At 65.3% G+C, this 25,729-nt stretch carries 27 protein-coding genes; 18 read left to right on the top strand and 9 right to left on the bottom strand.

Annotated elements, in window-relative coordinates; all coding sequences use genetic code 11:
• The first annotated feature begins 133 nt into the window (after positions 1-133).
• The 6 genes from QZY48_RS21090 to scpB all read left to right on the top strand — a co-directional run bounded on the left by QZY48_RS21090 (position 134) and on the right by scpB (position 5,636).
• Positions 134-1,039: a PHP domain-containing protein gene (locus QZY48_RS21090; RefSeq protein WP_295434853.1), complete on the top strand. Its 906-nt coding sequence runs from the start codon at positions 134-136 to the stop codon at positions 1,037-1,039.
• Positions 1,040-1,268: 229 nt separating this feature from the next.
• Positions 1,269-1,898 (top strand): L-threonylcarbamoyladenylate synthase, encoded by a 630-nt coding sequence (locus tag QZY48_RS21085; RefSeq protein ID WP_295434851.1) that lies wholly within the window; start codon positions 1,269-1,271, stop codon positions 1,896-1,898.
• Positions 1,899-2,030: 132 nt separating this feature from the next.
• Positions 2,031-2,702: a site-2 protease family protein gene (locus QZY48_RS21080; RefSeq protein WP_295434849.1), complete on the top strand. Its 672-nt coding sequence runs from the start codon at positions 2,031-2,033 to the stop codon at positions 2,700-2,702.
• Between the two features lie 16 nt (positions 2,703-2,718).
• Positions 2,719-3,933 carry a tryptophan--tRNA ligase gene (locus tag QZY48_RS21075; protein WP_295434846.1) on the top strand — a complete coding sequence of 405 codons (1,215 nt, stop codon included), beginning with the start codon at positions 2,719-2,721 and terminating at the stop codon, positions 3,931-3,933.
• Positions 3,934-3,948: 15 nt separating this feature from the next.
• Positions 3,949-4,800 carry a ScpA family protein gene (locus QZY48_RS21070; RefSeq protein ID WP_295434844.1) on the top strand — a complete coding sequence of 284 codons (852 nt, stop codon included), beginning with the start codon at positions 3,949-3,951 and terminating at the stop codon, positions 4,798-4,800.
• 221 nt (positions 4,801-5,021) lie between these two features.
• Complete coding sequence (scpB, locus tag QZY48_RS21065; protein WP_295434858.1) at positions 5,022-5,636, top strand: SMC-Scp complex subunit ScpB; 615 nt, start codon at positions 5,022-5,024, stop codon at positions 5,634-5,636.
• Positions 5,637-5,750: 114 nt separating this feature from the next.
• Here the strand turns inward: scpB and QZY48_RS21060 are convergent, their stop codons facing one another.
• Entirely contained in the window at positions 5,751-6,329 is a 579-nt protein-coding gene (locus QZY48_RS21060; protein WP_295434842.1) for a DUF805 domain-containing protein, read from the bottom strand.
• Between the two features lie 187 nt (positions 6,330-6,516).
• On the opposite strand from QZY48_RS21060, the gene QZY48_RS21055 reads away from it, so the two are divergent.
• Positions 6,517-7,368 (top strand): Uma2 family endonuclease, encoded by an 852-nt coding sequence (locus QZY48_RS21055; RefSeq protein ID WP_295434840.1) that lies wholly within the window; start codon positions 6,517-6,519, stop codon positions 7,366-7,368.
• Positions 7,369-7,384: 16 nt separating this feature from the next.
• On the opposite strand, the gene QZY48_RS21050 is transcribed toward QZY48_RS21055, so the two are convergent.
• On the bottom strand, positions 7,385-7,834 hold the full coding sequence (locus tag QZY48_RS21050; RefSeq protein WP_295434837.1) for a hypothetical protein: 450 nt from the start codon (positions 7,832-7,834) through the stop codon (positions 7,385-7,387).
• 300 nt (positions 7,835-8,134) lie between these two features.
• Between QZY48_RS21050 and QZY48_RS21045 the strand changes: the two genes are divergently transcribed.
• The gene (locus QZY48_RS21045; protein ID WP_366929741.1) at positions 8,135-10,804 is read left to right on the top strand and encodes a PBP1A family penicillin-binding protein; all 2,670 of its coding nucleotides are present in this window, start codon (positions 8,135-8,137) and stop codon (positions 10,802-10,804) included.
• A gap of 133 nt (positions 10,805-10,937) precedes the next feature.
• Here QZY48_RS21045 and QZY48_RS21040 read toward each other — a convergent pair whose 3' ends face one another.
• Entirely contained in the window at positions 10,938-11,816 is an 879-nt protein-coding gene (locus tag QZY48_RS21040) for a DUF6279 family lipoprotein (protein ID WP_295434835.1), read from the bottom strand.
• Positions 11,817-11,846: 30 nt separating this feature from the next.
• Between QZY48_RS21040 and QZY48_RS21035 the strand changes: the two genes are divergently transcribed.
• From QZY48_RS21035 to QZY48_RS21010, 6 genes are all read left to right on the top strand, one after another.
• Positions 11,847-12,425, top strand: a complete 579-nt coding sequence (locus QZY48_RS21035) for an MOSC domain-containing protein (protein ID WP_295434833.1) — start codon at positions 11,847-11,849, stop codon at positions 12,423-12,425.
• An 88-nt stretch (positions 12,426-12,513) separates the two neighbouring features.
• Entirely contained in the window at positions 12,514-12,666 is a 153-nt protein-coding gene (locus QZY48_RS21030; RefSeq protein ID WP_295434831.1) for a DUF5993 family protein, read from the top strand.
• Between the two features lie 39 nt (positions 12,667-12,705).
• Positions 12,706-13,284 (top strand): disulfide bond formation protein B, encoded by a 579-nt coding sequence (locus QZY48_RS21025; protein ID WP_295434829.1) that lies wholly within the window; start codon positions 12,706-12,708, stop codon positions 13,282-13,284.
• 316 nt (positions 13,285-13,600) lie between these two features.
• Positions 13,601-14,491: an electron transfer flavoprotein subunit beta/FixA family protein gene (locus QZY48_RS21020; RefSeq protein WP_295434827.1), complete on the top strand. Its 891-nt coding sequence runs from the start codon at positions 13,601-13,603 to the stop codon at positions 14,489-14,491.
• A 6-nt stretch (positions 14,492-14,497) separates the two neighbouring features.
• The gene (locus tag QZY48_RS21015; RefSeq protein WP_295434825.1) at positions 14,498-15,517 is read left to right on the top strand and encodes an electron transfer flavoprotein subunit alpha/FixB family protein; all 1,020 of its coding nucleotides are present in this window, start codon (positions 14,498-14,500) and stop codon (positions 15,515-15,517) included.
• A gap of 7 nt (positions 15,518-15,524) precedes the next feature.
• A complete protein-coding gene (locus QZY48_RS21010) occupies positions 15,525-17,246 on the top strand; it encodes an acyl-CoA dehydrogenase family protein (RefSeq protein WP_295434823.1) in 1,722 nt (573 codons plus the stop codon).
• 137 nt (positions 17,247-17,383) lie between these two features.
• Here QZY48_RS21010 and QZY48_RS21005 read toward each other — a convergent pair whose 3' ends face one another.
• The 6 genes from QZY48_RS21005 to QZY48_RS20980 all read right to left on the bottom strand — a co-directional run bounded on the left by QZY48_RS21005 (position 17,384) and on the right by QZY48_RS20980 (position 20,217).
• A complete protein-coding gene (locus tag QZY48_RS21005; RefSeq protein WP_295434821.1) occupies positions 17,384-17,842 on the bottom strand; it encodes a DUF29 domain-containing protein in 459 nt (152 codons plus the stop codon).
• A gap of 102 nt (positions 17,843-17,944) precedes the next feature.
• Positions 17,945-18,148, bottom strand: coding sequence for a DUF2281 domain-containing protein (locus QZY48_RS21000; protein WP_295434819.1), 204 nt, complete (start codon positions 18,146-18,148; stop codon positions 17,945-17,947).
• A gap of 21 nt (positions 18,149-18,169) precedes the next feature.
• Complete coding sequence (locus tag QZY48_RS20995) at positions 18,170-18,424, bottom strand: hypothetical protein (RefSeq protein ID WP_295434817.1); 255 nt, start codon at positions 18,422-18,424, stop codon at positions 18,170-18,172.
• A complete protein-coding gene (locus QZY48_RS20990; RefSeq protein ID WP_295434815.1) occupies positions 18,421-18,711 on the bottom strand; it encodes a hypothetical protein in 291 nt (96 codons plus the stop codon). Before QZY48_RS20990 ends, QZY48_RS20995 begins: the two co-directional genes overlap by 4 nt.
• A gap of 204 nt (positions 18,712-18,915) precedes the next feature.
• Entirely contained in the window at positions 18,916-19,305 is a 390-nt protein-coding gene (locus QZY48_RS20985; protein ID WP_295434813.1) for a type II toxin-antitoxin system HicB family antitoxin, read from the bottom strand.
• Between the two features lie 135 nt (positions 19,306-19,440).
• Positions 19,441-20,217 (bottom strand): enoyl-ACP reductase, encoded by a 777-nt coding sequence (locus QZY48_RS20980; protein WP_295434811.1) that lies wholly within the window; start codon positions 20,215-20,217, stop codon positions 19,441-19,443.
• Positions 20,218-20,392: 175 nt separating this feature from the next.
• Between QZY48_RS20980 and QZY48_RS20975 the strand changes: the two genes are divergently transcribed.
• The 4 genes from QZY48_RS20975 (at position 20,393) to QZY48_RS20960 (ending at position 25,728) form a co-directional block, all read left to right on the top strand.
• The gene (locus QZY48_RS20975; RefSeq protein ID WP_295434854.1) at positions 20,393-22,639 is read left to right on the top strand and encodes an ABC transporter substrate-binding protein; all 2,247 of its coding nucleotides are present in this window, start codon (positions 20,393-20,395) and stop codon (positions 22,637-22,639) included.
• On the top strand, positions 22,636-23,613 hold the full coding sequence (locus QZY48_RS20970; RefSeq protein ID WP_295434810.1) for an ABC transporter permease: 978 nt from the start codon (positions 22,636-22,638) through the stop codon (positions 23,611-23,613). The genes QZY48_RS20975 and QZY48_RS20970 overlap by 4 nt, the downstream gene beginning before the upstream one ends.
• Entirely contained in the window at positions 23,613-25,031 is a 1,419-nt protein-coding gene (locus QZY48_RS20965; RefSeq protein ID WP_295434809.1) for an ABC transporter permease, read from the top strand. Before QZY48_RS20970 ends, QZY48_RS20965 begins: the two co-directional genes overlap by 1 nt.
• Positions 25,032-25,392: 361 nt before the next feature.
• On the top strand, positions 25,393-25,728 hold the full coding sequence (locus QZY48_RS20960; protein WP_295434808.1) for an IS66 family insertion sequence element accessory protein TnpB: 336 nt from the start codon (positions 25,393-25,395) through the stop codon (positions 25,726-25,728).
• The last annotated feature ends 1 nt before the right edge of the window (position 25,729 follow it).

Raw genomic sequence — 25,729 nt, 5'->3', positions numbered from 1 at the left:
CGAACAATCCGATTACGACAACGACAACGACAACGACAACGACCAGGACAGCGTACCCGGGTCTCGGGCACCACATCAGTTCTGGTCGCACCCCATCGGGTGCGGCCGCGGGTGGACGTGTAGAATGGGCGGGATGAACAAGGTCCCCGATCTGCACACGCATTCCACGGCCTCGGACGGTACCCTGGCCCCGGCGGTCCTGGTGCGCCGGGCGGCGGCAGCGGGTGTCGGGCTGCTGGCCCTGACCGACCACGACACGACCGCGGGGCTGGTCGAGGCGGCGCAGGCCGCCGCCGAGTTGGGGTTGGGGTTCGTCCCCGGGGTCGAGATCTCGGTCACCTGGGCCGGGCGCACCATCCATGTGGTCGGGCTCGGCGTGGACCACACCCATCCGGGGTTGACCCTGGGGCTCGCGGGGCTCTTGGCGTTTCGCGGCTGGCGGGCCGAGGAGATGGGGCGGCGCCTGGCCAAGACGGGGATCGAGGGGGCCTATGCCGGGGCGCGTGCCCTGTCCAATGGTCTGCTGATCGGGCGCACCCATTTTGCACGCATGCTGGTGCAGCGGCGGGTCGCGGTCACCGAGCGCGATGTCTTCAAACACTTTCTGGTGACCGGTAAGCCCGGGTATGTCGCCGGCGACTGGGCGAGCCTGGAGCAAGCGGTGGGCTGGATCCGTGACAGCGGCGGTCAGGCGGTGATCGCCCACCCGGCGCGCTACAAGCTGACGCGGACCAAGTTGCTGCACCTCATCGGTCGCTTTCGGGAACTGGGCGGCGTCGGTCTGGAGGTGGTGTGCGGCAGCCACGCCCGTGACGAGGCCTTTACCTATGCCCGCCACGCGCGTGAGCAGCGGCTCCTGGCGTCCGCCGGTTCAGACTTCCACGGCCCGCAATTGACCCTGTCCACCCAACCCTGGATCGACCTGGGCCGACTGGCGGCCCTGCCGGATGGGTGTACGCCCATCTGGCACGACTGGCCCGCCGCCGCCCGGTTGTTTCCCGCGGCGGCGGACGCCCCCGGGCGGGCGGCGGTTGCTTGAGCCCGGATCCGGGAATTGCTCACACAAAGACACAAAGAACACAAAGAAAAACAGATCATTGAAGGCGTTGGGCCGATCACCGCGTGGGTGACGTCCTCGGCCTACATATTGCGTTGAAAATCTTTGTGATCTTTGTGTATCTGTGTGAGAACTGCTCTTTCCAGGTTGAGGGGCCGGCGGCAGGGTTACCGGTGTTACTCCACGCTTTATTTCATCGATCGACGCAGTCATGGCCCAGTTTTTCCAGATCCATCCAGTGAACCCCCAGCCGCGCCTGGTGCGCCGTTGCGTCGAGATCCTGCTCGCGGGGGGCATCATCGTCTATCCGACGGACTCGTCTTATGCCTTGGGGTGCCAACTCGGGGAGAAGGACGCCATGGAGCGCATCCGGCGCATCCGTGCCTTGGACGACAAGCACAATTTCACCCTGGTGTGTCGGGACCTGTCGGAGATCACCACCTACGCCAAGATCGACAACCAGGCCTTCAGGCTGCTGAAGTCGCTGACACCGGGCCCCTATACCTTCATCCACGAGGCCACCAAACAGGTCCCGCGGCGGATGCTCCACCCCAAGCGCAAGGCGATCGGTATCCGGGTGCCGGATAACGAGATCTGTCGCGCCCTGTTGAGTGAACTCAACCAGCCGATCCTGAGCACCACCCTGATCCTGCCCGGCGACGAGCACCCGCTGACGGACCCCGAGGAGATGCGCGAGGTCCTGGACAAGCAGGTGGATCTGATCATCGACGGCGGCTTCTGCGGGCTCGACGCCACCACCGTGGTGGACATGATCGCGGAGCCGCCGACGGTGATCCGGGTCGGCAAGGGCGACGCCGCGCAGTTCGCCGCGCCCGCGTGACGCTCAGTTAAAAATCCTGTTAATCCTGCGAAATCCTGTTAATCCTGTCCATTTTTTTCGGACGGTGCGCTCCGGTGAACCTTGCCGCGAACCGGGGGCGAGGATTCGGCGCCGCGCCCGTATAATGGCCCGATGAACGCACTGAACCAGATCCAACTGCTCGCGGTCCTCGCCCTCCCGGTGGTGCTCGCGATTACCGTCCACGAGGCGGCCCACGGCTGGGTGGCCAACCGCCTGGGCGACCGTACTGCCCTGATGCTGGGGCGGGTCACCTTCAACCCCTTGCGGCACATCGATCCGATCGGCACCGTCCTGGTCCCGCTGGTTACTTTCCTGCTGGCGGGGCTGCTGTTCGGCTGGGCCAAGCCGGTGCCGGTCAATGCGCAGAACCTCCGCCACCCGCGCCGCGACATGGCCCTGGTGGCCTTGGCGGGACCGGGGGTCAATCTGCTCATGGCGATCGCCTGGGGCCTGCTGATCCAGGGCGGCATGTGGCTGTTGGATGTCAATCATTGGGTTGCGCTGCCGCTCGTCTACATGGGCGCGGCGGGCGTGCTGATCAACGTCTTTCTGATGGTCCTCAATCTGGTGCCGCTGCTGCCGCTCGACGGCGGCCGGGTGCTCAATGCCCTGCTGCCGCGGCGCTGGTCCTACTACTTCTCCCGGCTGGAGCCCTACGGGCTACTGATCCTGGTGTTGTTGCTGGCGACCGGGCGCCTGGGCGTCGTCCTCCTGCCGCTCGTGATCGGCACCGTCAGCCTCTTGCCGGGCGCCGACATCGTGAGAGAATTATTCCATTACTGATCTTGAGGCCATTGCATTGACTTCCGTCTCCGCACAGCACGCGCGCGTGCTTTCCGGCATGCGCCCCACCGGCCGGCTCCACCTGGGCCATTATCACGGGGTGCTCAAGAACTGGCTGGAACTCCAGCATGAGTTCGAGTGCTACTTCTTCGTCGCCGACTGGCACGCCCTCACCACCCACTACGAGGACCCGACCCTGATCCCCGACAGCATCCGCGAGATGCTGATCGACTGGCTGGCGGCCGGGATCAACCCGGGGTCCGCCACCCTCTTCATCCAGTCGCGGGTGCCGGAGCACGCGGAACTGCACCTGCTGTTGTCCATGATCACCCCGGTCGGCTGGCTGGAGCGGGTGCCGAGCTACAAGGACCAGCAGGAGCGCCTCAAGGAACGGGATCTGGCCACCTACGGCTTCCTGGGCTACCCGCTGCTGCAATCGGCGGACATCCTGATCTACAAGGCCGGGCGGGTGCCGGTGGGGGAGGATCAGGTGGCCCATGTGGAGCTGACCCGGGAGATCGCCCGGCGTTTCAACCATATCTATGGCCGGGAGCCGGGCTTCGAGGCCAAGGCGGAAGAGGCCAAGCGCAAGATGGGCAAGAAGAACGCCCGGCAGTTCGACGAACTGCGCCGCGCCTATCAGGAGCGCGGCGACGCGGAGGCCCTGGCGGTGGCGCGCGCCATGCTGGGGGGTCAGAACAACCTCACGGTCGCCGATCGGGAGCGCCTGTTCGGGTTCTTGGAGGGCGGCGGCCGGGTCATCCTGCCGGAACCGGTGCCGCTCCTGACCAAGGCGTCCAAGATGCCGGGGCTCGACGGTCAGAAGATGTCCAAGTCTTATGGCAACACCATTGCGTTGCGTGACGAGCCCGCCGACGTGGAGAAGGCGATCCGCACCATGCCCACGGACCCGGCGCGGGTGCGCCGCACCGACCCCGGTGACCCGGACAAGTGCCCGGTGTGGCAGTTCCATCTGATCTATTCCACCGACGCGGTGCGCGATTGGGTCCAGGAGGGCTGCCGCTCGGCGGGCATCGGGTGTCTGGACTGCAAGGGGCCAGTGATCGAGTCCGTCCTGACCGAACTGGCCCCCATGCGCGAGCGCGTGCGTGAGTTTTCCGCCCAGCCCGACCTGCTGCGCAACCTCATCAACGACGGCTGCGAACGGGCGCGGGCCGTGGCCCGGGAGACCATGGAAGAGGTCCGGTTCGCCATGTCACTGGTCCTGTAGCGGGCTGCCGCGGGGATGGACGCCATCGGCGAAATCCTGAACACCGGGCAGGCGTTGCCCGTGGCCCTGGTCCAGGGCAAGCCCTATCTGACCTTGCCCCTGGATCTCTACATACCGCCGGACGCGCTCGAGGTCTTTCTCGACACCTTCGAGGGGCCACTGGATCTGCTGCTGTATCTGATCAAGCGCCAGAATCTGGATATCCTCAACATCCCGATCGCCGTCATCACCGACCAGTACATCGAGTACATGGACCTGATGAAGGAACTGCGCTTGGAACTGGCGGCCGAGTATCTGGTGATGGCCGCCATGCTGGCGGAGATCAAGTCGCGCCTGCTCCTGCCGTGTCCCGCCGCCGAGGCGCAGGATGAGGGGGACCCGCGCGCCGAGCTGATCCGCCGTCTGATGGAGTACGAGCGCTTCAAGCAGGCCGCGCAAGACCTCGACGCCCTGCCGCGCCTGGAGCGCGACCTCTTCACCGCCCAGGCACAATTGCCCCCCGGGCACCTGAACCGGGTCCCACCCGAGGTCGACCTGCGCGAGGTGCTGATGGCGTTGCGCGGCGTGCTGGCGCGGGCGGACCTCTTCACCAGCCACCGGGTGGAGAAGGAGTCCCTGTCCCTGCGCGAGCGGATGTCGCAGGTCCTGGAGCGGATGCGCGGCGGCCACTTCCTCCTCTTTACCGAACTGTTCGAGCTGACCGAGGGGCGCGCCGGGGTGGTGGTGACCTTCCTGGCCCTGTTGGAGCTGATCCGTTCCGCCGCGCTGGAACTGGTCCAGTCCGAGCCCTTCGCGCCGATCCATGTGCGGCTGCGGGAGGGGCAGGGGCGGGACCAGGCCGATGCGGACGCAGAACTGACGGGCTGAAGAGATTTCACGCAGAGACACAAAGACGCAAAGAAGATTATTAACGAGTCAAGAACCAGTCAAACACAATCGTTGTCGTTGTCGTTGTCGTAATCGGAGAAGCGATGCACTTTGGGGTGCGAGAGAATTCGTGGCGCTACGATAACCTCGATTACGACAACGACAACGACAACGACAACGACGCCAAAGGCATTCCCTTCTTCTTTCCCCAGGATGAGTCGATGACCACGCCGAGCCTGCAGCAGATCGTCGAGGGCGCCCTGTTCGCCGCGGGCGGGCCCCTGACCCTGGAGCAGCTCCAGACCCTGTTCCCGGAGCAGGAGCGTCCCGAGCGCTCAGATCTGCTGGAGGTCATCGCCGTGCTGAGCGCGGACTACACCGGGCGGGGGATCGAGATCGCCCAAGTCGCCGGGGGCTGGCGCGTCCAGGTGCGCGCCCTGGTCGCGCCTTGGGTCGGGCGCCTGTGGGACGAGAAGCCCGCCCGCTATTCCCGCGCACTGCTGGAGACCCTGGCGCTCATTGCCTACCGCCAGCCCATCACCCGCGGCGAGATCGAGGAGATCCGCGGCGTGGCCGTGACCACGCAGATCGTCAAGACCCTGAGTGAGCGCGAGTGGATCCGCGTGGTCGGGCACCGGGACGTGCCGGGGCGCCCCGCGCTTTTCGCCACCACCCGCAAGTTCCTGGATTATTTCGGTCTGCGATCCTTGAACGACCTGCCGACCCTGGCCGAGCTGCGCGACCCCGCCTTCCTGGGGGATGACCTGGACTTGGCTGCCCCCAACCTGCCGGGGCCGGGGCTGGAGCAACCCCCCAATCCGCTGCCTGGGGCTTGAGCGGAGTCCAAGGCTTCAGCCTGGGAGGTACAGGTCCAAGGCTGAAGCCTTGGACTCCAGAAGGTGGCGGCTGGCCGGAACGATGATCCAGGCCCCGGTCGGCACCGCCACTTATCAGTGCATCCCCTGCGTCTGATAGTCGACGAGCGCCGGGAAGGCGACGGCGGCGATGACCCCGCCGACCAAGCCCAGCACGATCAGCACGATGTAGATGATGCCCAGGACCCGCTCCCAGTCCGGCGTGGGGCGTGGCGGGCCGAAGCGGTTAGCTGATTCGTCTCCGCGCTTGAACAGGAGCACGAGAAAGGTGATCAGATTGACCAGCGGCACGATCAGCGTCAAGGACCACCAACCGGAGGCGTCGATATCGTGGAAACGGCGGATGCTGAGTATCCACCCGAGCACCGCCATGACGAGATAGGGTATGACCAGCACGATAACCCCGAGGATCGGGACCGCGGCGTCCGGGGCCGTGGTGGGCTGCGGCATCGCCGCCAGGCCCAGTGCCCCCAAGATCAAGACGACGACGCCGACCGCGATGCTGCCGACAACGGCCAGCACCAGGTTCCAGGCGAGCCAACTCAGGCGGGTGAAACGGCCCTTGGGGTCGAAGGGACCGGTGGTGTCGAGCGCCGTCCCCGCGGGACGGGTCAGGTCGCTACGGGGGCTTGCATAGGGATTGCTCTGATCCATGGGCGTCTTCCTCTAGGTTCAGGGTGGATGGGTTGTGCCGCAGCCGGGGGCGCGGCCCGCGGCTGGTTCGGATGCCCTGGCGTCGGGGCATCAGGCCGGATCGGCGCACCCGGCGCAAGGCCCGGGAGGGCGCCGACCGGCCGCCGCGCCCGCTATACTATGCCAACCTTGTCGGGAGCCGTTACTCATGTCCCAAACCGCCGAGAACTTCTACCTGGCCTTCGCGCAAGGCCGCGAGCCCGATAGCGACGAGCCGGAAATGGAAAGCTCACTGCACTATGATCAACTCGCCCTCCTGGTCAGCACCCTGGAATGGCACTGGCGCGACCGGGACGATTTCTTCATCGGCGCCAACTTGAGCGTCTATTTTCGCCGTGACCAGTGCGAGCCGCGGGAACTGCGCGGGCCGGATTTTTTCCTGGTGCGGGGGGTGGAGCGCCGCCCGCGGCGCTCCTGGACCGTCTGGCTGGAGGACGGGCGCTACCCGGACCTGATCATCGAACTGCTCTCCGACGAGACCGCACGGTCGGATCGGACCGCCAAGAAGGCGCTGTACGAAGGTGTCTTCCGTACCCCGGAGTATTTCTGGTTTTCACCTCAGACCAAGGAACTGGCCGGTTTTCACCTGGTCGATGCGCACTACTATCCCATCGATCAGGATGCGGCGGGTCGTTTGCCGAGCGTGATCCTGGGGTTGCGACTGGGTGTGGCAGAGGGCCTGTTGCGCTTTTACACCCCCGACGGCGCGCTCATCCCGACGCTGGCGGAATCCGTGGCCCTGGAACAGGCGCGGGCGGAACAGGAGCGGCTGCGGGCGGAGCAGGAGCGGCTTCACGCGCAGCAGGAGCGGGCGTGCGCGCAGCAGGCGCAGGCGCTGGCCGATCAGGCCCAGGTCTATGCGGAGCAGGAACGGCTGCGGGCCGAGCAGGAACGTGAGCACGCCGAAGCAGAGCGGGTTCGCGCGGACGCACAGCGCAACCGGGCGGACCGCCTGGCAGCGCGTCTGCGCGCGCTGGGCGTCGATCCCGAAGGGGCGTGATCGGGCGTAAGCCTTGTCACCGCCCGGCGTTGGCGTCGAACGCGTTGGCCGGCGCCTGCACCCCGTGGTCCGACAGCCAACGCAGATCGAGTGTCCAGGCTACGCTTTGCACGTCCGGCAAGGCCCCGACCAGGTCCATGGCGCGCCGCTGGCTGGCGACCAAATCGGCCTGGGCCTTGACCATAGCGGGGTCATCCTGGTCCTTGCCGGCCAGTTGCGGGTAGAGGATCGGGATGAATTGGATGGCCGGGATGGCGGGCGAACGGGGGGTCAGGAGGGTCGCGACCCCGTTTTCCAGGGACAGGACCCGAAACTGGTAAGGATAGTTCGCGACGAGCGGGTCGGCCTCCAGCATCCGGTTGATCTCCCAGACCCGCGGTTGCCAGGTCGAGTGCAGCCACAGGGCGCAGGCGGCCAGGGCGAAAAGACCCAGTACGATGCTGTAACTACGGGTGAAACGATCCAAGGGCGAAGTCCTCCGGGTGAAGGCAAATTTGGGGGGCGCGCGCAGCCGCCGCCAAGTGTCAGCGCAAGCTAACGCAGGAACGCGGGCGCTGCATTGAAGATCCGCAGGGGTGGATGAGGTCCCTGGTTACCCGGTCCCGGGGGTGGCGCGGTGCTATCGCCCCGGCGCTCGCCGACGGTTGCGCGAACCGGCGCCGAGGTGCGGGGCTGGATGGGGGCTGTATGGTGTAAAATCGCGGCTGTTCCGAATGTCAGTGAGGTTCGTCCCGGCGCCGTGCGCCCTGGACGGCCGGAGTTGAGTGTGCAAGAAGAGACCCGCAGCGAGGCCCCAGGATCGAACGGCACAGTTCCGCCGCAGTCACCGCCCGTGCGCGGCGTCCCGCGGATCGGGCCTGACGCGGACGCGGTGGTGGCGTCCGCCGCCGCGCCGGTCGCTGCGCCCCCCGCACCGGCGCTCGCGGCCGGACCAGCGCAACCGCCGGCGCCCCGCTCCGGGCGGGGCCCGCGTTCGGCCGCCGGCTGGTTCCTGCAGTACCTGACCGTTCTGGGTGCGCCCCTGCAATTGCTGACGCTCGCCCTGCTCGGGGCGGCGGCCTTCGTCAACCTGACCCTGCCCGAACTGCCGGACGTGAAGCAGGGCTTGAGTCAGGTCCAACTTCAAGAGCCGTTGCGTGTCTATAGCGCGGACGGTGCCCTGATGGCCGAATTCGGCGTGGAGCGGCGCCAGCCCCTCACCTATGCGGAGTTTCCGCCGCTGCTGATCCAGGCCTTTCTGGCGACCGAGGACAGCCGCTTCTTCGAGCACGGCGGTATCGACGTGGTCGGCATGGGCCGCGCGATCGTCAACTATGCCTCCACCGGCATCAAGGCCCAGGGCGCCAGCACCATCACCATGCAGGTCACCAGGAACTTCTTCCTGTCCCCGGAGAAGACCTTCAAGCGCAAGCTGGCCGAGGTGCTGCTGAGCCTGCGGGTGGAAAAAACCCTGACCAAGGAGCAGATCCTGGAGCTTTACCTGAACCAGATCTTCTTCGGACACCGCGCCTATGGCGTGGCCGCCGCCTCCACCCTCTATTACGGGAAGGACCTGGCGCAACTCGATGTGGCCGAGATGGCCATGCTCGCCGGGGTGCCGAAAGCCCCGTCGTCCAGTAATCCGGTCACCAACCCCGAGCGCGCCTTGGAGCGGCGCAATTACATCTTGGGAAGGATGCTGGAGTTGGGATTCATCGACAAGTCCCGCTATGACACTGCCCTTGCGCGGCCCGATGAGGCGAGGCTGCATGGCGCCCAGGTCGACCTGGAGGCCGGCTATGTGGCGGAGATGGTGCGTCGGGAGATTGCCGAATATTACGGTGAGCAGGCGGCCAAACAGGGGCTGCGGGTGACCACGACCATCGACTCGCATCTGCAGACGGCCGCCCAGGACGCGGTGCGCAAGGCCCTGCGTCAATACGAGCGCCGTCACGGCTACCGCGGACCCGAGGCGCGGGTGGATCTGGCGGGTGCCTCCGAGGTCGATATGGACGCCTACCTGGAGGGCGTGCCCCAGGTCACCGGTCTGGAGGCCGGTCTGGTGACCGGTTTTGCGGATGGGGCGGCCCAGGTCTATCTGGGCGGCGGCCGCCGCGTCACCCTGGGGCTCAGCCAGGTGAGCTGGGCACGGGCCTTCAAGAATGCGGGTTGGCGCGGCAATGCCCCGCGACGGGTGGCCGACGTGGTCGCCAAGGGCGATCTGATCCGGGTGCGCCTGGATCAACAGGGCAAGTGGGAGCTGAGTCCGATCCCGGCGGTGACCGGTGTCCTGGTCACGGTGGCGCCCCGGGATGGTGCGATTCAAGCCATGGTCAGCGGCTATGCCTACACCGAGAAGAGCCAATTCAACCGGGCGGTGGACATGCGCCGCCAGCCGGGTTCCAGCTTCAAGCCCTTCATCTATGCCGCGGCCCTGAACCGGGGCTGGACACCGGTCAGCATCGTGAAGGACGTGGGGATCAGGATCGGGGACTGGCAACCGCAGGATTCCGATCATCGCGAGTTGGGCGCCATCCCCATGCGCAAGGCCCTGGCCCTCTCGCGCAACCTGGCCGCCATCAATCTATTGCAGAGTGTGGGTGTCGATAATGCCGCCCATTTCATCCGCCGCTTCGGTTTTGATCTCGATCCCAAGGTGCTCGGGCCCTCCATGGCACTGGGGACCGCTGAGACCTCACCGGTCAAGATGGCGGAGGGCTATGCGATCTTTGCCAACGGTGGTTATCACGTCCTGCCCTACTACATCTCGCGTATCGAGAACGCGAGCGGAGACTTGATCTACCAGGCGGAGCCGCCGCGCGCCTGTGCCGATTGCTGGTATCGCACCGGGACCGAGAAGCCGGCCCGCACCGTGGGCACCGCCGCGGGTGAGAATCCGGCCGAGCAGGTCATCGATCCGCGCATCGCCTACCAGATGACCTCCATGCTGCGCGGCGTCGTCGAATACGGGACCGCCACGCGCGCGCTGCGCTTGGGGCGTAAGGACATCGTCGGTAAGACCGGCACCACCAACGACATCCGCGACTCCTGGTTCTGCGGCTTCCAGGCCGACTTTGTGACCGTCGCCTGGATGGGCTTCGACAGCAATGAAAAGCTCGGCCGCGGTGAGGAGGGCGGGCGGGCGGCGCTCAGCATGTGGACCGACTACATGGAGGAGGCCCTGCGGGACAAGCCGGTGGCCAAGCTGGAAGCGCCCCCGGGGATGGTCAAGGTGAAGGTCGACGGCAGCCGCGGCACCGAGTCCAAGTCCAGCACCGCGCAGACCGAGGAGGTCATGGAGGAATACCGGCTGATGCTGATGGGGCCTGACCCGGAGCCCGATACCGGGCCGGCGGTGGCGGTCAAGAAAAAGCCGGCAGCCGCCAAGCCGGCTGCCGCCGGCCCTAAAGCGGCACCCGCCCGCGCCGCACCCAAGTCGGTGGACGACCTGTTCTGAGTACCGCGCGTCGGCCGCTGCTGCGCGCACTCCGGTCCCGTAGGGTCCGCTGCGCGGACCATCGCCCTTGCGCGGACCACCGCCGTCGCCGTCAACGTGGCGGCGCGACGATGGTCGAGCCCGCTGCACCGCATCAGGCCGGACAGGTCACCGCGACCAGATGGGGGGCCTTCTGGAGCTGCATCAGATCATCGCGCAAGCCCGCCAGGCGGTCATTCAGGCGCTTGCGTTGGGCCTGGTCGAGGCTGGCCCCGAGTCGAATCAGGAGTTCCCCCACGCGCTCCCCGAGCCGCTCGCCAGCGTCTACCAAGGGCGGCGGCAGGTCCCGATAGTCCACCAGCCAGTCGGTGAGAAAGCGCTGGAGTGCGGCCTCATTTGCCTTGGCGCGCAGGAGCGCGAGCAACTCCCGGCGCTGGCGCGAGCGGTACTCCAGGACCATCACCTCGGTGTCCGGCATCCGCCCGGTCACCTCCGCCACGAGGGCGCGTTGGGCGGCGGTGAGGGGGCCGGTCCACTCCTCGACCGACTTGACGTACCGGCGGGCGCGTTTGGCCAGTTCCAGGGCGCGATCCCGGTTGCCGGGGCGGGGCAGGTCTTGCGCGTACTCCACGGCGAAGCGCCGCTCCAGCGCCTGGACCTGCGCCGGTGTCACCCCCGCGAGCAGCGGTGCCGCGGTATCCACTGCGAGCCTGGCATGGCGCCGATAGATGTCGCGAAAGGCGCCGGTGAGGCAGCGCGTGTTGGCATCGTCGAAACCCGCCCGGCTCGCCTGGAGCAGGGCCTCGAAGAATCCCGCGAGCAGCGGCAATTCCAGGGCCCGATGGGCATCGAGTGCGGCGCCCAGGCGCGGCTCCCAACGCGCCAGTTGGTCGCTGTCGAGCTTCAGATAGTCGTCGGCATAGCGCTTGATGAAGAAAGGCGCGGTGCCGTAGGCGATCTGGAGTTGGCTGCACCCGGGCAGGATCAGCAGCAGCGAGAGCAGGGTCAGAAACAGGGTGCGGGCTGCGTTCATGGTTCCGGATACCTGGCAAAGGGGACAATCGTGGAGACGCTGGAGTTACTCAAGAGACAGTTCCCCCGTGCCGGACGGGTCGTATGGATCGGCGTGCGGGCCCGCCGCCGCGGTCCGGTCAGTGTGCGGCAGCAGGCCCGCGCCCTGGCCGGAGCCGGGCTGGATGGGGACCATTATGGCGGCAGGAGCGGTGCCCGGGGCATTACCCTGATGCAATCCGAGCATCTGGCCGCGCTCGGCGCGCTGCTCGGCGAACCCCCGCTGGACCCCACGCGGCTGCGGCGCAATCTGGTCGTCTCTGGGATCAACCTCACGGCGCTGCAGGGGCGGCAGTTCGTCATCGGCGAGGTGCTGCTGCTGGGTACCGGACTCTGTCATCCCTGCGCGCGCATGGAGGAAGTCCTGGGTCCTGGCGGCTATAATGCCATGCGCGGTCATGGCGGGCTCAATGCCCGGGTGCTGCGCGGCGGGCTGATCCGGGTGGGGGATGCCGTTGCGATTTGCGCCGCTGAAGAAGCGATGCACTTTGGGGTGCGAGAGAATCCTGGGCGCTACGATAACCTCGATTACGACAACGACAACGACAACGACGGCAAAGGTACTTCCTAATGGGCTTATTTAACTTACTAATGAACGGTTCCTTAGCCGGCCCGGCGTGCAGACGCTACTGATTTCCCCCGGCTCTCGGCGAGTTCCTATGTACATCACCTTTCTTCTGGGCCTGATTGCCGCCGCCGCGATCCTGCGGGGGTCGCGGGCGACCGGGGCGCTGTTCGCCTTGTTGACGATCGCGGTGATCGGCGGCTTATTGATTCATCATATGACCGATAAGTTGCCGATTGGGCTATAGTGTCGTGTCCCCACCCAGACGGCTTTATCCGGAGTCCCTATGCCTGCCTCGCGCCTCGTTGTCCGGCTCAATGCGCTCGCTCTGGGTCTGATCTCTCTGGCATTGGTTGCCGCCTTTGCCGATCAGTTGCTTCTCGGTGAACTGCCGTGCCCGCTGTGCCTCCTGCAACGGGCGGCCCTGATCGCCGCCGGGTTGGGCTTCCTGCTCAACCTGCGTTTTGGTATCCGCCCGTTACATTATGGCCTGGCGATTCTGGCGGCACTGACGGGGGCGGCCGTCGCCATGCGGCAGGTCTTGCTGCACATTGCACCGGGTGATCCGGGCTTCGGTCACGCCCTGTTTGGGCTGCATCTCTACACCTGGGCCTTCATGGCCTTCGTCGGCATCATCTTCGGGATCGCCGTCCTGCTCAGTCTGCCGGGCAGCATGGACGGTCAGGCCGCCCCCCGGGAGCGGGGAAGGATCGTCGGCCTGGTCATCATCCTGTTCGTCGTACTGATTGTCGGTAATCTCGTCTCCACCTTGCTGGAATGTGGTCTGACCCAGTGTCCGGACGATCCCGTGCGCTATGAATGGATCGCCGGGATTGCGAGTCTGTTGCAGGGCGGCGCCCGGTAAGTCTCCGCCCGGTCACGCTGCGCTTCGTCCCCTGGGTTCAACAATGGACGGGATTAACAGGATTTCTAAGGATTTACAGCGACCGGGCAGTCGCGGTGAACGCCTGCACGGAGGCCGGTGACCTCGGACCAAGCCGGCCGGCACCGGCCCGACGCCTTGCTGCCCCGGCCGCGGACATCGCGTCGTCCTGGGAAAAATGGTACCATCCCGCCGCCCTATTTTCCGGGTTGTGCAAGCGCTGCCGCCCAGGTCCATTTTAATCGCCGGGCCGGTTGCCGGTCGCATTCCCCAATTACTTCAATAGACAAGGCAGAGCATGAGCTACCATTCCATCGTAATGGTCAAACAGGTTCCCGACACGGCCAATATCTCCGGCCAGGTAATGAAGCCGGACGGTACCGTCAATCGCAGCAAGCTCCCCACGATCTTCAATCCCGAAGACAAGGTGGCGCTGGAACTGGCGCTGCAATTGCGGGACCGCTACGGCGGCACCGTGCGGGTGCTGACCATGGGGCCGCTGAAGGCCTCAGACCTGCTGCGCGACTGCCTGTATATGGGCGCCGATGAGGCATTTCTCGTCAGCGACCGCAAGTTCGCCGGGGCCGACACCCTGGCGACCTCCTATGTCTTGGCGGAGGCACTGCGCAAACTGGGCCCCTACGACATCATCTTTGCCGGTCGCCAGGCGATCGACGGCGACACCGCCCAGGTCGGCCCCCAGACCGCAGAGAAGTTGGGCCTGCCGCAGATCACCTATGCGGAGGCGATCCTTGAGGCGCAGGGACCCCAGATCACCGTCAAGCGCAAGGTCGATCACGGCTTCGAGATCCTGGAGGGCACGCTGCCTCTCTTGATCACGGTGGTCAAGGACGCCGCCACGCCGCGGCCCTTCCGGGCCAAGCGGGTCATGGCCTACAAGAACGCCCATACCCTCCTCGAACTGGAAAAGATGACCGAGGGCAATTCCTTGCTGTATGTGGATCAGCTCAAGGAAGAGTACGTGTCCAAGGGCCTGTTTATCCCCACCCTGACCGCCGACGACCTGGACGTCGATCTCAGCCGTTGCGGCCTCGGCGGGTCACCGACCAAGGTCCACAAGATCGAGTCGGTGGTCCTGGGCGGGAGCGCGCATGAAACCATACCTGCCACCAGGGACGGCATGTATGCGCTGATCGATAAACTGATGGAAGACCACATCTTCGGATAAGCCCCTATGAATGAGAATACACAAAAAGTCTGGGTTTTCATTGAGCAGCACGAAGGTGTGCCGGCGGATGTGAGCCTGGAGCTGCTGTCCAAGGGCAGAAAGCTGGCGGAAAGCCTCAATGGTGAATTGCAGGCGGTGCTGATCGGCCACGACCTGCAGGCCCTGGCCGCCGAGACCTTCCGCTACGGTGCGCGCGAGGTCTTGCTGGCGGATCACCCACAGCTCGCTCACTATAATACGCTGCCCTACAGCCGGATCATGAGCGAGTTGGTCGACCGGCATCAGCCGCGGATCGTCCTCTTCGGGGGCACCTTCATCGGCCGGGACCTGGCGCCGCGCGTCGCCTCCCATACCCGCAGCGGCTTGACCGCGGACTGCACGGATCTCCAGATCGCCGACGTGACCTATCTGCGCAAGGACTACTCCCAACTCCTGTTGCAGATTCGCCCCGCCTTCGGCGGCAACATCATCGCCACCATCATCTGTCCGGATTCCCCGGTGCAGATGGCCACGGTGCGCGAGGGGGTCATGGAGAAGATACCGCTGGCGCAACCGGTCGACGGGCGCATCACCCCGGTCCCCTATTCGCCCAGCGCCGCCGACCAACTGGTCCGCATCATTGCCCGCCATCACGAGGAGAGCAAGGTCAATCTCAAGGCCGCCCCGATCATCGTCGCCGGCGGCTACGGGATGGGCAACTGGCAGAACTTCCAGATCCTCTATGAGTTGGCCAGGGTGATCGGCGGCGAGGTCGCGGGTACGCGCGCCGCGGTCGACGCCGGTTTTATCGACCAGGTGCGCCAGGTGGGACAGACCGGCGTCACGGTGCGACCCAAACTCTATATTGCCTGCGGTATTTCGGGGGCGATCCAGCACCGGGCCGGCATGTGCGACTCCAACAAGATCATTGCCGTCAATGATGACCCCGACGCGCCGATCTTCGGTGTCTGCCATTACGGAATCGTCGGCGATGTGATGGAAGTGATTCCGAAGCTCATCGACGCCTACAAGCACAAGTTAAAGTAGTCGAGCCATGGCCAACTATTTCACCGACAACACCGATCTGCTGTTCCATTTCGATCGCCTCAAGCTCGAAGAGGTGGTCGACATCGCCGAGCACGGCTATGCCGAGGCCGCGGCCTACAACTATGCCCCGACCGACTACCAGGACGCCTTGGACAATTATCGCAAGGTCCTGGAGATCGTCGGCGATATCACGGCAAACAACGTGGCCCCGCAGGCCGCCGCGATAGACGAGGAGGGGAGCCATTTCGCCGCGGGCAAGGTCACCTATGCCAAGGGCGTCCAGGAGGCACTGAATCTCCTGACCCAGGCGGAGTTGATGGGCTTCACCCTGCCCCGGCGCTATGGGGGGCTCAACATCCCCACCACCCTCTACACCATGGCGATCGAGATGGTCGCGCGGGCCGAGGCCTCGCTGATGAACCTGTTCGGTCTGCAGGACATCGCCGAGACCATCAACAAGTACGGCACCGAAGAGCAGCGTCAGGAGTTCCTGCCGCAATTCGCCAGTGGTGCCGCCACCGGCGCCATGGTGCTGACCGAACCGGACGCGGGCTCCGACCTGCAGGCCGTCAACATGCTGGCCTATCAGGACGATGACGGGCAATGGCGGCTCAAGGGGGTCAAGCGCTTCATCACCAACGGCAACGCGCAGATCCTGCTGGTGCTGGCCCGCTCCGAGCCGGGCACCAAAGACGGCCGGGGCCTGAGCCTGTTCGCCTGTTATGGAAAAGACAACGTCCAGGTGCGGCGCATCGAGAACAAGCTTGGGATCCACGGCTCGCCCACCTGCGAACTGCAATTCAACGATACCCCGGCGCAACTCATCGGCAAGCGCAAGTTCGGCCTGATCAAATATGTCATGGACATGATGAACGGGGCGCGCCTGGGCGTTGCCGCCCAAGGCCTTGGCATCTCCCAGGCGGCCTATGAGGAGGCCCTGCGCTACGCCAAGGCACGCGAGCAGTTCGGCAAGAGCATCTATGCGATCCCGGTGGTCGCCAATCTGCTGATGGAGATGCGGGTCACGCTCGAAAGCGACCGCTCACTGCTTTACGCCGGCTGCCACTGGGTCGACCTGCGCAATAAGTTGGAAGAGAAGATCGAGGCGCTCAAGGCCGCGGGCAAGGACTCGTCTGAGCAGACCGCCAAACTCAAGGAGGCGACCCGGGTGGCCGCGCTGCTCACCCCCATGGCCAAGTATGTACTGAGCGAGAACGCCAATAAGATCACCTATGATGCCCTGCAGATCCACGGCGGCACCGGTTACATGAAGGAGTTCAATGTCGAGCGCCTGACGCGCGATGCCCGGATCACCAACATCTACGAGGGCACCTCGCAACTGCAGATCGTCGCCGCCACCGGCGGGGTCATCAACGACATCCTTGCAGACCATTTCACGGCCCTGGAACAGAAGGGCAAGGCCGGCAATCTGGCGCAGTTGGCGGATGAACTGAAGGAAATGCGGGTGCTGTTCCTCGACGCCCTGAAATATGTCACCGACAAGACCGACAAGCAATTCCAGAGCATCGCCGCCAAGGAACTGGTGGAGATCTACAGCTACCTCTACACCGGCTGGCTGCTCATGGATGAGGCGGAGCAGGACAGCCGCAAGGTCTTCATCGCCCGCCGCTACATCATCGGTGCGGCGGCCAAGGCGCGCAAGAACTGGGAAGTGATCAAGAAGGACCTGTTCGCCGACCTGCTGTACGCGGACGACATTCTCATCTGATGTGAAGTGACCGGGGGCGGCGGTGCCAAGCGGCGCCGCCCGGGGTATCGTTGGGGTTCGTTCCTCACCCCAACTGTCGGCCCTGGCTCCCACGCTCCTGCGTGGGAGCAAGTGCGGGCGCTTTGCGGTCTTTCAGACTACGGGTTTATCCCGTATCCGACAAGCGAAGGAAGCCACCCCGGATCGAGAATGGTGTCGACCGTCCACGGGCAGGATTCGGGGAAATCGCCCAAACCCGTTTCTTCCGCCGCCTTCGCGACGGCATCGGACCAAACGCCGGACCACCAATCCGCATCGCTCAAGTCTGCTTTCAGGCTCGGGGTCTTCTTGATGCAGATAGCAATCGCATTGCGCTGCTCCTTGATTGTGCGCCGCCAACTGTTGCCCTGCCGCTCCGGTTGGTACTGACATTTCAGCAGGTGGGCCAGGAGCACGGCCATCCGGCTCGCCAGTTCGCGCTTTTCGCTCTTACCCACGTCCTCGATTTCCTCTGCAAGGTGTTCGATGTCCAGTTGGGAGAAGATCCCGGCGCGCAGCAACGCTGCCTGCTCGTTCGCCCACGCAACGATGTCACCGTCGTAATTGCTGGTTGCCATATTCGCCTCAAGATTCAGCCGATGACCTGCGCGAGCACGGCTCGGAGTGTGCGCAGATCGGCAGCAGCAAGCCTGCCCATGGCGCGTGTGACGAGCCCTTGTTCAATCGATCCGATCGTAAGCAGCGTCTTCGTCATTGTTCCACACCGCCGCAAAACTCGCTTCGCCCGCCTTGGCGGCAGCGTGCGTGAGGCGTTGATCGTCCTCGCGCGTACGCAAGAAATCGACGAAATCCTCCACTTCCGCCAGTCGCCGGGGCGGCAGCTGCCTGATCTTCTGGATTAACACTTGTTCGGCCATGCTCATCGCTGGTACTCCGGGCGGGGATTAGGGTTCGGTCAAGCTCGGTAGCTCGGTAGGTTGGGGTGAAGAACGAACCCCAACATCGGCGGCGCTCTGGCCCTCCTGTCGCCATTGCTGCCGGATGCGTTCCGCAGATTCATGGGCCATCTGCACCAGAGCATCAATGCGATAATCGGCGGCGCGATTGAGCTCACGCTTCACCTCCCAGAGTTCCGCCAGGATTGGGTCAGGCGCTCTTGGGGTGGGCAATGCTGGTTGGTCGGTTTCGTTTGGGATCATCGTACGATCTCCAGAAGTTCTTCAGGGGTTGTCAGCAGTGGCGGTGTGTGGCCGAGTGCGCGCAGGGTATCCAAGAGCCGCAGTTTCGTATCCGGACCGACGAGATGGGCAAAATTCCAAGTGACGAGGTAGTGGGCTTGAGAGACGGCTGCAATGGCGATATGCAGGGCGTCTTCCGGCTCGGTGACGGGGATCGCTCCGGCCTCCATGATTAAAATCGCCAACGCACGCGCGCTAGGCTCGACAGGTAGCAAGGGTACATCTTGAAGCGATTGAAGGCGCAGCATTGCAGCAGACGGTTGAGGCGAACAAGCAGTATAGGGTTGGGCGACGGGATTGCGCCCGTGACCCGGCCCGATAGCAAGTATGGCACAAGTGGGCGCCCGACAGAATCGAAACGACTGCGTCGCGGTTCATGGCCCCCGTACCGCGCCGTATGGAGGCGCGAGAACCGTGTGGTCTTGCAACGTCAACGAGTACGCCTTCCTCCTCTACTGCTCCAATGCCCGCGACGCAGCCCGAGCCAGAAAACCCGATCGGCTCAGGTGATGCGCCTTCGCGTAGTCGTCGATGCGCCGCACCAGGCACTCGGGTAACGAGATATTCAGCCGGATCGCCTTGGGATTGACCCGCCCCAGGTCGATATCAACCAGCAGCCACACGCCGCCCTGATATTCCGGCTGGGCCGCCAGTTCTTCCAAGGGGGTCGGCGGCGGGATGACGAGATCCTCCCCCTCGCAATAGACCTCGACCGCCTCCTGGACCTGTGCCGGCAGCGCTGTCCATTCGTCTGCCGCTGAAAAGCACCAGGGAAAGTCGGGGATCGTGACGCCATGCGCGTGTTGCGCGTCGCCGGGATGGACATAAACCGGATACAACATGGTCCTCACCCCCAGGCCCAGCCGGCCTGTCGATCAGATCTTGCTCGGATGATGTCGGCTGCGCAAGTGCCGGCCGCCCTCGACCCGCCGGAAAGCAGCGACGGGCCGGTGGTTGCGACGCGGGCGCGGCACTCCTCACCCCAGGCCGAGGATGTTGAAGCCGGTATCCACGAACAGTACGTCCCCGGTGATCCCGCTCGCCAGATCCGAGCACAGGAAGGCGGCGGCGTTACCCACCTCGTCGGCGGTCACATTGCGCCGCAATGGCGTGTGCTTCTCCACCTGATTGAGCATCGAGCGGAAGTGCGAGATCCCGGCCGCCGCCAGGGTATAGATGGGACCGGCCGAAATCGCGTTGACCCTGGTCCCGTTGGGGCCGAGGGAGGCGGCCAGATAGCGGACATTGGCCTCGAGACTGGCCTTGGCGAGTCCCATCACATTGTAGTTGGGCACGGCCCGCTGGGCGCCGAGGAAGGTCATGGTCAGGAGCGCCCCATTGCGGCCGGCCATCAAGGGGCGGCTGGCCTTGGCCAGGGCGGCGAAGCTGTAGGAGGAGATCTCGTGGGCGGTGTTGAAGCCCTCGCGGGTCAGGGCGTCCACGTAGTCCCCGTCCAACTCGTGCTTGGGGGCATAGGCGATGGAGTGGACGATGGCGTCCAGGCCGTCCCAGTGTTGTTCCAGGGCGGCGAAGCACTGGGCGATCTGCCGGTCGCTGCCCACGTCCAGGGGCAGGGCGATGTCGGAGTCCAACTGCGTGGCCATCTCCTCGACCCGCGGGCGCAGCTTGTCGTTCTGGTAGGTGAGTGCGACCTGGGCGCCCTCGCGGCGCATGGCGGCGGCGCAGCCCCAGGCGATGGACCTGTTGCTGGCCAGGCCGGTGATCAGGACGCGCTTGTCTTGTAGGAAGCCCATGGGTGTCGATTGCTCCGTGGTGGGTGGGGTCGGGGGCGGCGAGGCGGCAGATCGGCAACGGCGCGACTTTCGGCGGCGCCGTCTCCCGTGCGATCATGTCCGCCCTATGAGGATTCGCAACACTACCGAAACTTGTCGGCCCGTGCCAGCCTGGACCAGCCTCGAGCGGGGGCTGATGGCGGCGGCGTGGGATTTTCGCGGGCGCGTGGCCGGGTCGGCCTTCGCGGGCGGCTTGGTCCGCGCAGCGGACCCTACGGGGCTCAGCGTGCGGCGCGGGGTCCTGGCGGTGCTGCTGGCCCTGGTGCTGCTGCTCGGCGGCTGTGGCAAGGGGCCTTGGAATGACCCCTATCCCGAGGGGCGGGCACTGAGCAACACCGTCTACACCTCCTTCGACGAGCGGCCCAAGCACCTGGACCCGGTGCGGTCCTACAGCGCCAACGAGTATGCCTTCCTCGCCCAAGTCTACGAGCCGCCGCTGCAGTACCAACTGCTGCTGCGGCCCTATCAGTTGGTGCCGCTGTCCGCGTCGCAGGTCCCGGTGCCGCGTTATTTCGACGCCGCGGGCAAGCCCCTGCCGGACGATGCACCGGCGGCGCAGATCGCCTACAGCGACTACCTGGTTCAGGTCCGCCCCGGGGTTCGCTTCCAGCCGCACCCCGCCTTCGCCCGGGATGGGTCCGGGGCCTTGCGTTACCACGGGCTGACCGCAGGGGAACTGCGCGGCATCAATCGCCTGGCGGACTTTCCCTACACCGGGACCCGCGAGCTGACCGCGGCGGATTTCGTCCACCAGATCAAACGCCTGGCCGCCCCCTGGCTGCAGTCACCGATCGCCGGGGTGATGCAGGAGCACATCGTGGGATTCAAGGAACTGGGCGAGCGCCTGGCGACGGCCGCGAAGCTGGACCCGATCGCCCGGGTCCAGGCCCTGCGGGAGGCACGGCTCGACGGGGTGGAGGTGGTGGACCCCACGAGCTTTCGCATCCGTATCAACGGCAAGTACCCCCAGTTCACCTACTGGCTCGCCATGCCCTTCTTCGCCCCCATGCCCTGGGAGGCCGAGTTGTTCTATGCCCAGCCGGGGATGAAGGAGCGCAATATCGTGCTCGACTGGTACCCGGTCGGGACCGGTCCCTTCATGCTGACCGAGAACAACCCCAATCTACGGATGGTGCTCACCCGCAACCCCAATTTCTGGGGTGAGACCTTCCCTACGCAGGGAATGCCCGGGGACGCCGAGGCCGGACTCCTGGCGGACGCCGGTCGGCCCATGCCCTTCGTGGACCAGGCCGTCTTTAGCCTGGAGAAGGAGGACATCCCGCGCTGGAACAAGTTTGTCCAGGGCTATTACGATTCGTCCGGGATCTCCTCCGACGCCTTCGACCAGGCGGTGCGGATCGGCGGGGACGGCGGCCCCAGCCTCACCGACGAGATGCAGACCAAGGGCATCGAACTCATCACCTCGGTGGAGACCTCCATCTCTTACCTGGGCTTCAATATGCTGGACCCGGTGGTGGGCGGCTACAGCGAGCCGGCGCGGCTGCTGCGCCGCGCCATCTCCATCGCCGTGGATTATGAGGAGTTCATATCGATCTTCGCCAACGGCCGCGGCCTGATCGCGCAAGGACCACTGCCGCCCGGGATCAGCGGCTATCGCGATGGGGAGGGCGGCATCAACCCCTATGTCTATGAATGGCAAGACGGCCGCCCGGTGCGCCGGGGGATCGCGGAGGCGCGCGCCCTGCTGGAGCAGGCCGGCTACCCGGGCGGGCGCGACCCCAAGACCGGCCGGGCGCTCAGCATCAACTATGAGGCGGTCGCCACCGGGCCCGATGACAAGTCGCGGCTGGCGTGGATGCGCAAACAATTCGAGAAGCTGGGGATCGAACTCGTCATCCGCTCCACCGACTACAATCGCTTCCAGGAAAAGATGCGCAACGGGACCGGCCAGGTCTACATGTGGGGCTGGAACGCCGACTACCCGGACCCGGAGAATTTTTTCTTCCTGCTCTACGGTCCCAACGGCAAGGTGGAGCACCAGGGGGAGAACGCCTCCAATTATGACAACCCGGAGTTCAATCGGCTCTTCGATCAGATGAAATTCATGGAGGACGGCCCCGAGCGCCAGGCCCTGGTCGACCAGATGATGACGATTGCCCGCCGCGACGCGCCCTGGCTCTGGGGCTTTTACCCCAAGGCCTTCGCCCTGCACCACCAGTGGCTGTTCAACGCCAACCCCAACAAGATGGCAAACAATACGCTGAAATACCGGCGGCTCGACCCGGCGGTGCGGGAGCGCCTGCGCACCGAGTGGAATCCGCCGGTCCTGTGGCCCCTGTGGGCGACCCTCGGGATCGTCCTGGTCCTGGTCCTGCCCGCCCTGTGGATGGTGCGGCGCCGCGAACGGAGCACCGCCCTGTGAGCGCCTATATCCTGCGCCGCCTGCTCTATGCCGTCCCGATCCTGATCGGGGTCAACCTGCTGACCTTCGTCCTGTTTTTCGTGCTCAACTCACCCGACGAGATGGCGCGGATGCAGCTCGGGGAGAAGCGGGTGACGGCGGCGGCGATCAGCCATTGGAAGCAGGAGCACGGCTATGACCGGCCCCTGCTCTTCAATGAGAAGGCGAGCGGGCTCGCCAAGGTCACCGATACCATCTTCTTCCAGCGCTCGGTGAAGCTCTTCGCCTTTGATTTCGGTTCATCGGACGACGGGCGCAATATCGGTTACGACATCTCGCAGCGCATGTGGCCGAGCCTCGCCATCGCCGTGCCGGTGCTGCTGGTGGGACTGGCCATCAATATCAGCCTGGCGCTCTTCATCGTCTTCTTCCGGGCCACCTATCTGGATCTGGGGGCCGTGGTGCTGCTGGTGGCGATGATGTCCATCTCCGGGCTCTTCTACATCATCGGCGGCCAGTTCCTGATGAGTAAGATGTTCCACTTGGTGCCGATCTCCGGGTACGACACCGGGATCGAGGCTTGGAAGTTCCTGATCCTGCCGGTCATCGTCGGGGTCGTCGGCGGGGTCGGGTCCGGGGTGCGCTGGTACCGCACCCTGTTCCTGGAGGAGGTCTCCAAGGACTATGTGCGCACCGCCCGCGCCAAGGGGCTCACCGAGCGCCGCGTGCTGTTCCGGCATGTCCTCGGCAATGCCCTGATCCCCATCCTGACCGGCGTGGTGGTGGTGTTGCCGCTGCTCTTCATGGGCAGCCTGATCACCGAGTCGTTTTTCGGCATCCCGGGCCTGGGCAGCTATACTATCGATGCCATCAGTAACCAGGACTTCGCCATCGTGCGCGCCATGGTCTTCCTGGGCGCCGTGCTCTACATCCTAGGGCTGCTGCTGACCGACATCTCCTATACGCTGGTTGACCCGCGGGTGCGGCTGCAATGATGCCCGTCGTATTATGGACCGACGCCCTGGTGTTCCTGCTGCTGGGACTCGCCATCGGCTTCGCATTCTATGCCTCCCGTCACGAGCACCTGCGCGCCCCCTGGCGGCGCGTGGCCCGCTCCCGGGTCGGCATGGGCGCCCTGGTGGTCTTAAGCTGCTATGTACTGATCGGGCTGCTGGATACGCTCCACTTTCGGTTGCCGCTCGCCGATCCGGCGCCGGGTGCGGCGAACCCGTCTGCCGAGCGGCGCTTCGCCCCGGAGGTCTTGAGCGTCTTCGACTACTGGGCCCGGCCGCTGCGCCAACGCCAGGAGAAGACCTATTCGGCCCCCTTCGCCACCCACCTCTTCGTCAAGGAGGCGATCACCCAACCCGACGGCAGCGTAGTGCGGGACTTCCCGCGGCTGCAATACGGCGGCCGCCACCTGAAGGACCCGAATCAACGCGGCTGGGACATCTTCGGCACCGCACTGAGGGGGCTGACCGAGGGCCTGGTCATCTGGGGGCTGATCACGCTCCAAATCCTCTGGAGCATGGCGCAGCGCCGGGGGCTTCCCCTGTCGGCGATGTATGAAGAAGTGCGCGACGGCCGCACCGAGTTGCCCTGGCGCACCGCCCTGGGGGGACTCGCCCTGATGCTGGTGCTCGGCTTCGTCGCCGGTGAATTGGCGCTCAAGTACCATATCCTGGGCACCGACAAGGTGGGTGAGGACGTCTTCTTCCAGGCGCTGAAATCCATTCGCACCGGGCTCGTCATCGGTACCCTGACGACGCTCGTCATGTTGCCGGCGGCCGTGCTGCTCGGGATCATGGCCGGTTATTTCCGCGGCTGGGTGGACGACATCATCCAGTACCTCTACACGACCCTCAATGCGATCCCCAGCGTGCTGCTGATCGCCGCCGCCATCCTCATGCTCCAGGTCTATATGGCGAACAACGCCGACCAGTTCGCGAGTCTGGTGGAGCGGGCGGACCTGCGCCTGCTGTTCCTCTGTCTGATTCTGGGCGTGACCAGTTGGACCGGCCTCTGCCGGCTGCTGCGCGGCGAGGCCCTGAAGCTGCGTGAGGCCGACTATGTGCAGGCCGGCGCCGCGCTCGGAGTCGGCCATTTCGCCATCCTGGGCCGGCACATCCTGCCTAATGTACTGCATATCGTTTTGATCACCCTGGTGTTGGACTTCAGCGGTCTGGTACTGGCCGAGGCGGTGCTGTCCTATATCAACATCGGCGTCGACCCGACCATGAACAGTTGGGGCAACATGATCAACAGCGCCCGCCTGGAACTGGCCCGCGACCCGGTGGTCTGGTGGTCGCTCGCCGCCGCCTTTCTCTTCATGTTCACCCTGGTCCTGGCGGCCAATCTATTCGCCGACGTGGTGCGGGACGCCTTCGATCCGCGGTTGCGAGGGGCGCGGTAACGCGGGCCTTTATCATAACCCCGGTCACCCTGCTGGACGGGATGTCGCTGGTCCGCACAGCGGACCCTACGTGCGTCCGTAGGGTCCGCTCTGCCGACCAGCGTTGCGCTCGCCCAAACAAAATCTCTGAGTCCGGTTGCCGCTGCAGGACCGCAGTGCGCCCTGGGATGTGCTAAGCTGTGCGGGTATAACCCGTTTTGATCGGGCGCATGGCGTGCGATGCCCGCGTCCGCGAGGCCGGACTGCGCGTCGGTTCGCGCCTGCTGATTCATGCGTAAGCGTCCGGCGAATTGCATCTTTCCCTGCCAGTCCCGGGCCGGGATGATAGTCCCCGAACAGAGCAACTTCGGGGGAATTCAGCATGGCACAACGGCGACGTACGCGCGAGCAGTGGCGGGAACTGGTTGAGGGCTGGCCGCGTAGCGGTTTGACGCAGCAGGCGTACTGCGAGCGCCACGGCGTCGCGCCGGGTAGCCTGCAACGCTGGCGGGAGGTATTCCGCCAGGCGCGTGCCCGCGGCCATGACCAGACGGCGGAGGCGGTGCGGCTGGTGCCGGTGCAGTGGGTCGACGCCCCGCCGGCGGTGGTGACGCCACTGATCCTCGTGCTGGCGGATGGGCAGCGCCTGGAGATCGCCCCGGACTTCGATACCGCCACCCTCAAACGGGTGTTGGCGGTGCTGCAGGAGGCGGCATGAT

The sequence above is a fragment of the uncultured Thiodictyon sp. genome (genome assembly GCF_903828115.1).
Taxonomy (GTDB): Bacteria; Pseudomonadota; Gammaproteobacteria; order Chromatiales; family Chromatiaceae; genus Thiodictyon.
This window is presented reverse-complemented; position numbering and strand designations above follow the sequence as displayed.

Bases quoted from the DNA above. Each gene is read 5' to 3' on its own strand.
- QZY48_RS20975 (WP_295434854.1), top strand. From the start codon at position 20,393: ATGGCGGCGGCGTGGGATTTTCGCGGGCGCGTGGCCGGGTCGGCCTTC.
- QZY48_RS20960 (WP_295434808.1), top strand. From the start codon at position 25,393: ATGGCACAACGGCGACGTACGCGCGAGCAGTGGCGGGAACTGGTTGAG.
- QZY48_RS21025 (WP_295434829.1), top strand. From the start codon at position 12,706: ATGCCTGCCTCGCGCCTCGTTGTCCGGCTCAATGCGCTCGCTCTGGGT.
- QZY48_RS20980 (WP_295434811.1), bottom strand. From the start codon at position 20,217: ATGGGCTTCCTACAAGACAAGCGCGTCCTGATCACCGGCCTGGCCAGC.
- QZY48_RS21085 (WP_295434851.1), top strand. From the start codon at position 1,269: ATGGCCCAGTTTTTCCAGATCCATCCAGTGAACCCCCAGCCGCGCCTG.
- QZY48_RS21030 (WP_295434831.1), top strand. From the start codon at position 12,514: ATGTACATCACCTTTCTTCTGGGCCTGATTGCCGCCGCCGCGATCCTG.
- QZY48_RS21080 (WP_295434849.1), top strand. From the start codon at position 2,031: ATGAACGCACTGAACCAGATCCAACTGCTCGCGGTCCTCGCCCTCCCG.
- QZY48_RS21015 (WP_295434825.1), top strand. From the start codon at position 14,498: ATGAATGAGAATACACAAAAAGTCTGGGTTTTCATTGAGCAGCACGAA.
- QZY48_RS21005 (WP_295434821.1), bottom strand. From the start codon at position 17,842: ATGGCAACCAGCAATTACGACGGTGACATCGTTGCGTGGGCGAACGAG.
- QZY48_RS21000 (WP_295434819.1), bottom strand. From the start codon at position 18,148: ATGAGCATGGCCGAACAAGTGTTAATCCAGAAGATCAGGCAGCTGCCG.
- QZY48_RS21010 (WP_295434823.1), top strand. From the start codon at position 15,525: ATGGCCAACTATTTCACCGACAACACCGATCTGCTGTTCCATTTCGAT.
- QZY48_RS20995 (WP_295434817.1), bottom strand. From the start codon at position 18,424: ATGATCCCAAACGAAACCGACCAACCAGCATTGCCCACCCCAAGAGCG.
- QZY48_RS21020 (WP_295434827.1), top strand. From the start codon at position 13,601: ATGAGCTACCATTCCATCGTAATGGTCAAACAGGTTCCCGACACGGCC.
- QZY48_RS20990 (WP_295434815.1), bottom strand. From the start codon at position 18,711: ATGCTGCGCCTTCAATCGCTTCAAGATGTACCCTTGCTACCTGTCGAG.
- QZY48_RS21060 (WP_295434842.1), bottom strand. From the start codon at position 6,329: ATGGATCAGAGCAATCCCTATGCAAGCCCCCGTAGCGACCTGACCCGT.
- scpB (WP_295434858.1), top strand. From the start codon at position 5,022: ATGACCACGCCGAGCCTGCAGCAGATCGTCGAGGGCGCCCTGTTCGCC.
- QZY48_RS21040 (WP_295434835.1), bottom strand. From the start codon at position 11,816: ATGAACGCAGCCCGCACCCTGTTTCTGACCCTGCTCTCGCTGCTGCTG.
- QZY48_RS21090 (WP_295434853.1), top strand. From the start codon at position 134: ATGAACAAGGTCCCCGATCTGCACACGCATTCCACGGCCTCGGACGGT.
- QZY48_RS21055 (WP_295434840.1), top strand. From the start codon at position 6,517: ATGTCCCAAACCGCCGAGAACTTCTACCTGGCCTTCGCGCAAGGCCGC.
- QZY48_RS20985 (WP_295434813.1), bottom strand. From the start codon at position 19,305: ATGTTGTATCCGGTTTATGTCCATCCCGGCGACGCGCAACACGCGCAT.
- QZY48_RS20965 (WP_295434809.1), top strand. From the start codon at position 23,613: ATGCCCGTCGTATTATGGACCGACGCCCTGGTGTTCCTGCTGCTGGGA.
- QZY48_RS21070 (WP_295434844.1), top strand. From the start codon at position 3,949: ATGGACGCCATCGGCGAAATCCTGAACACCGGGCAGGCGTTGCCCGTG.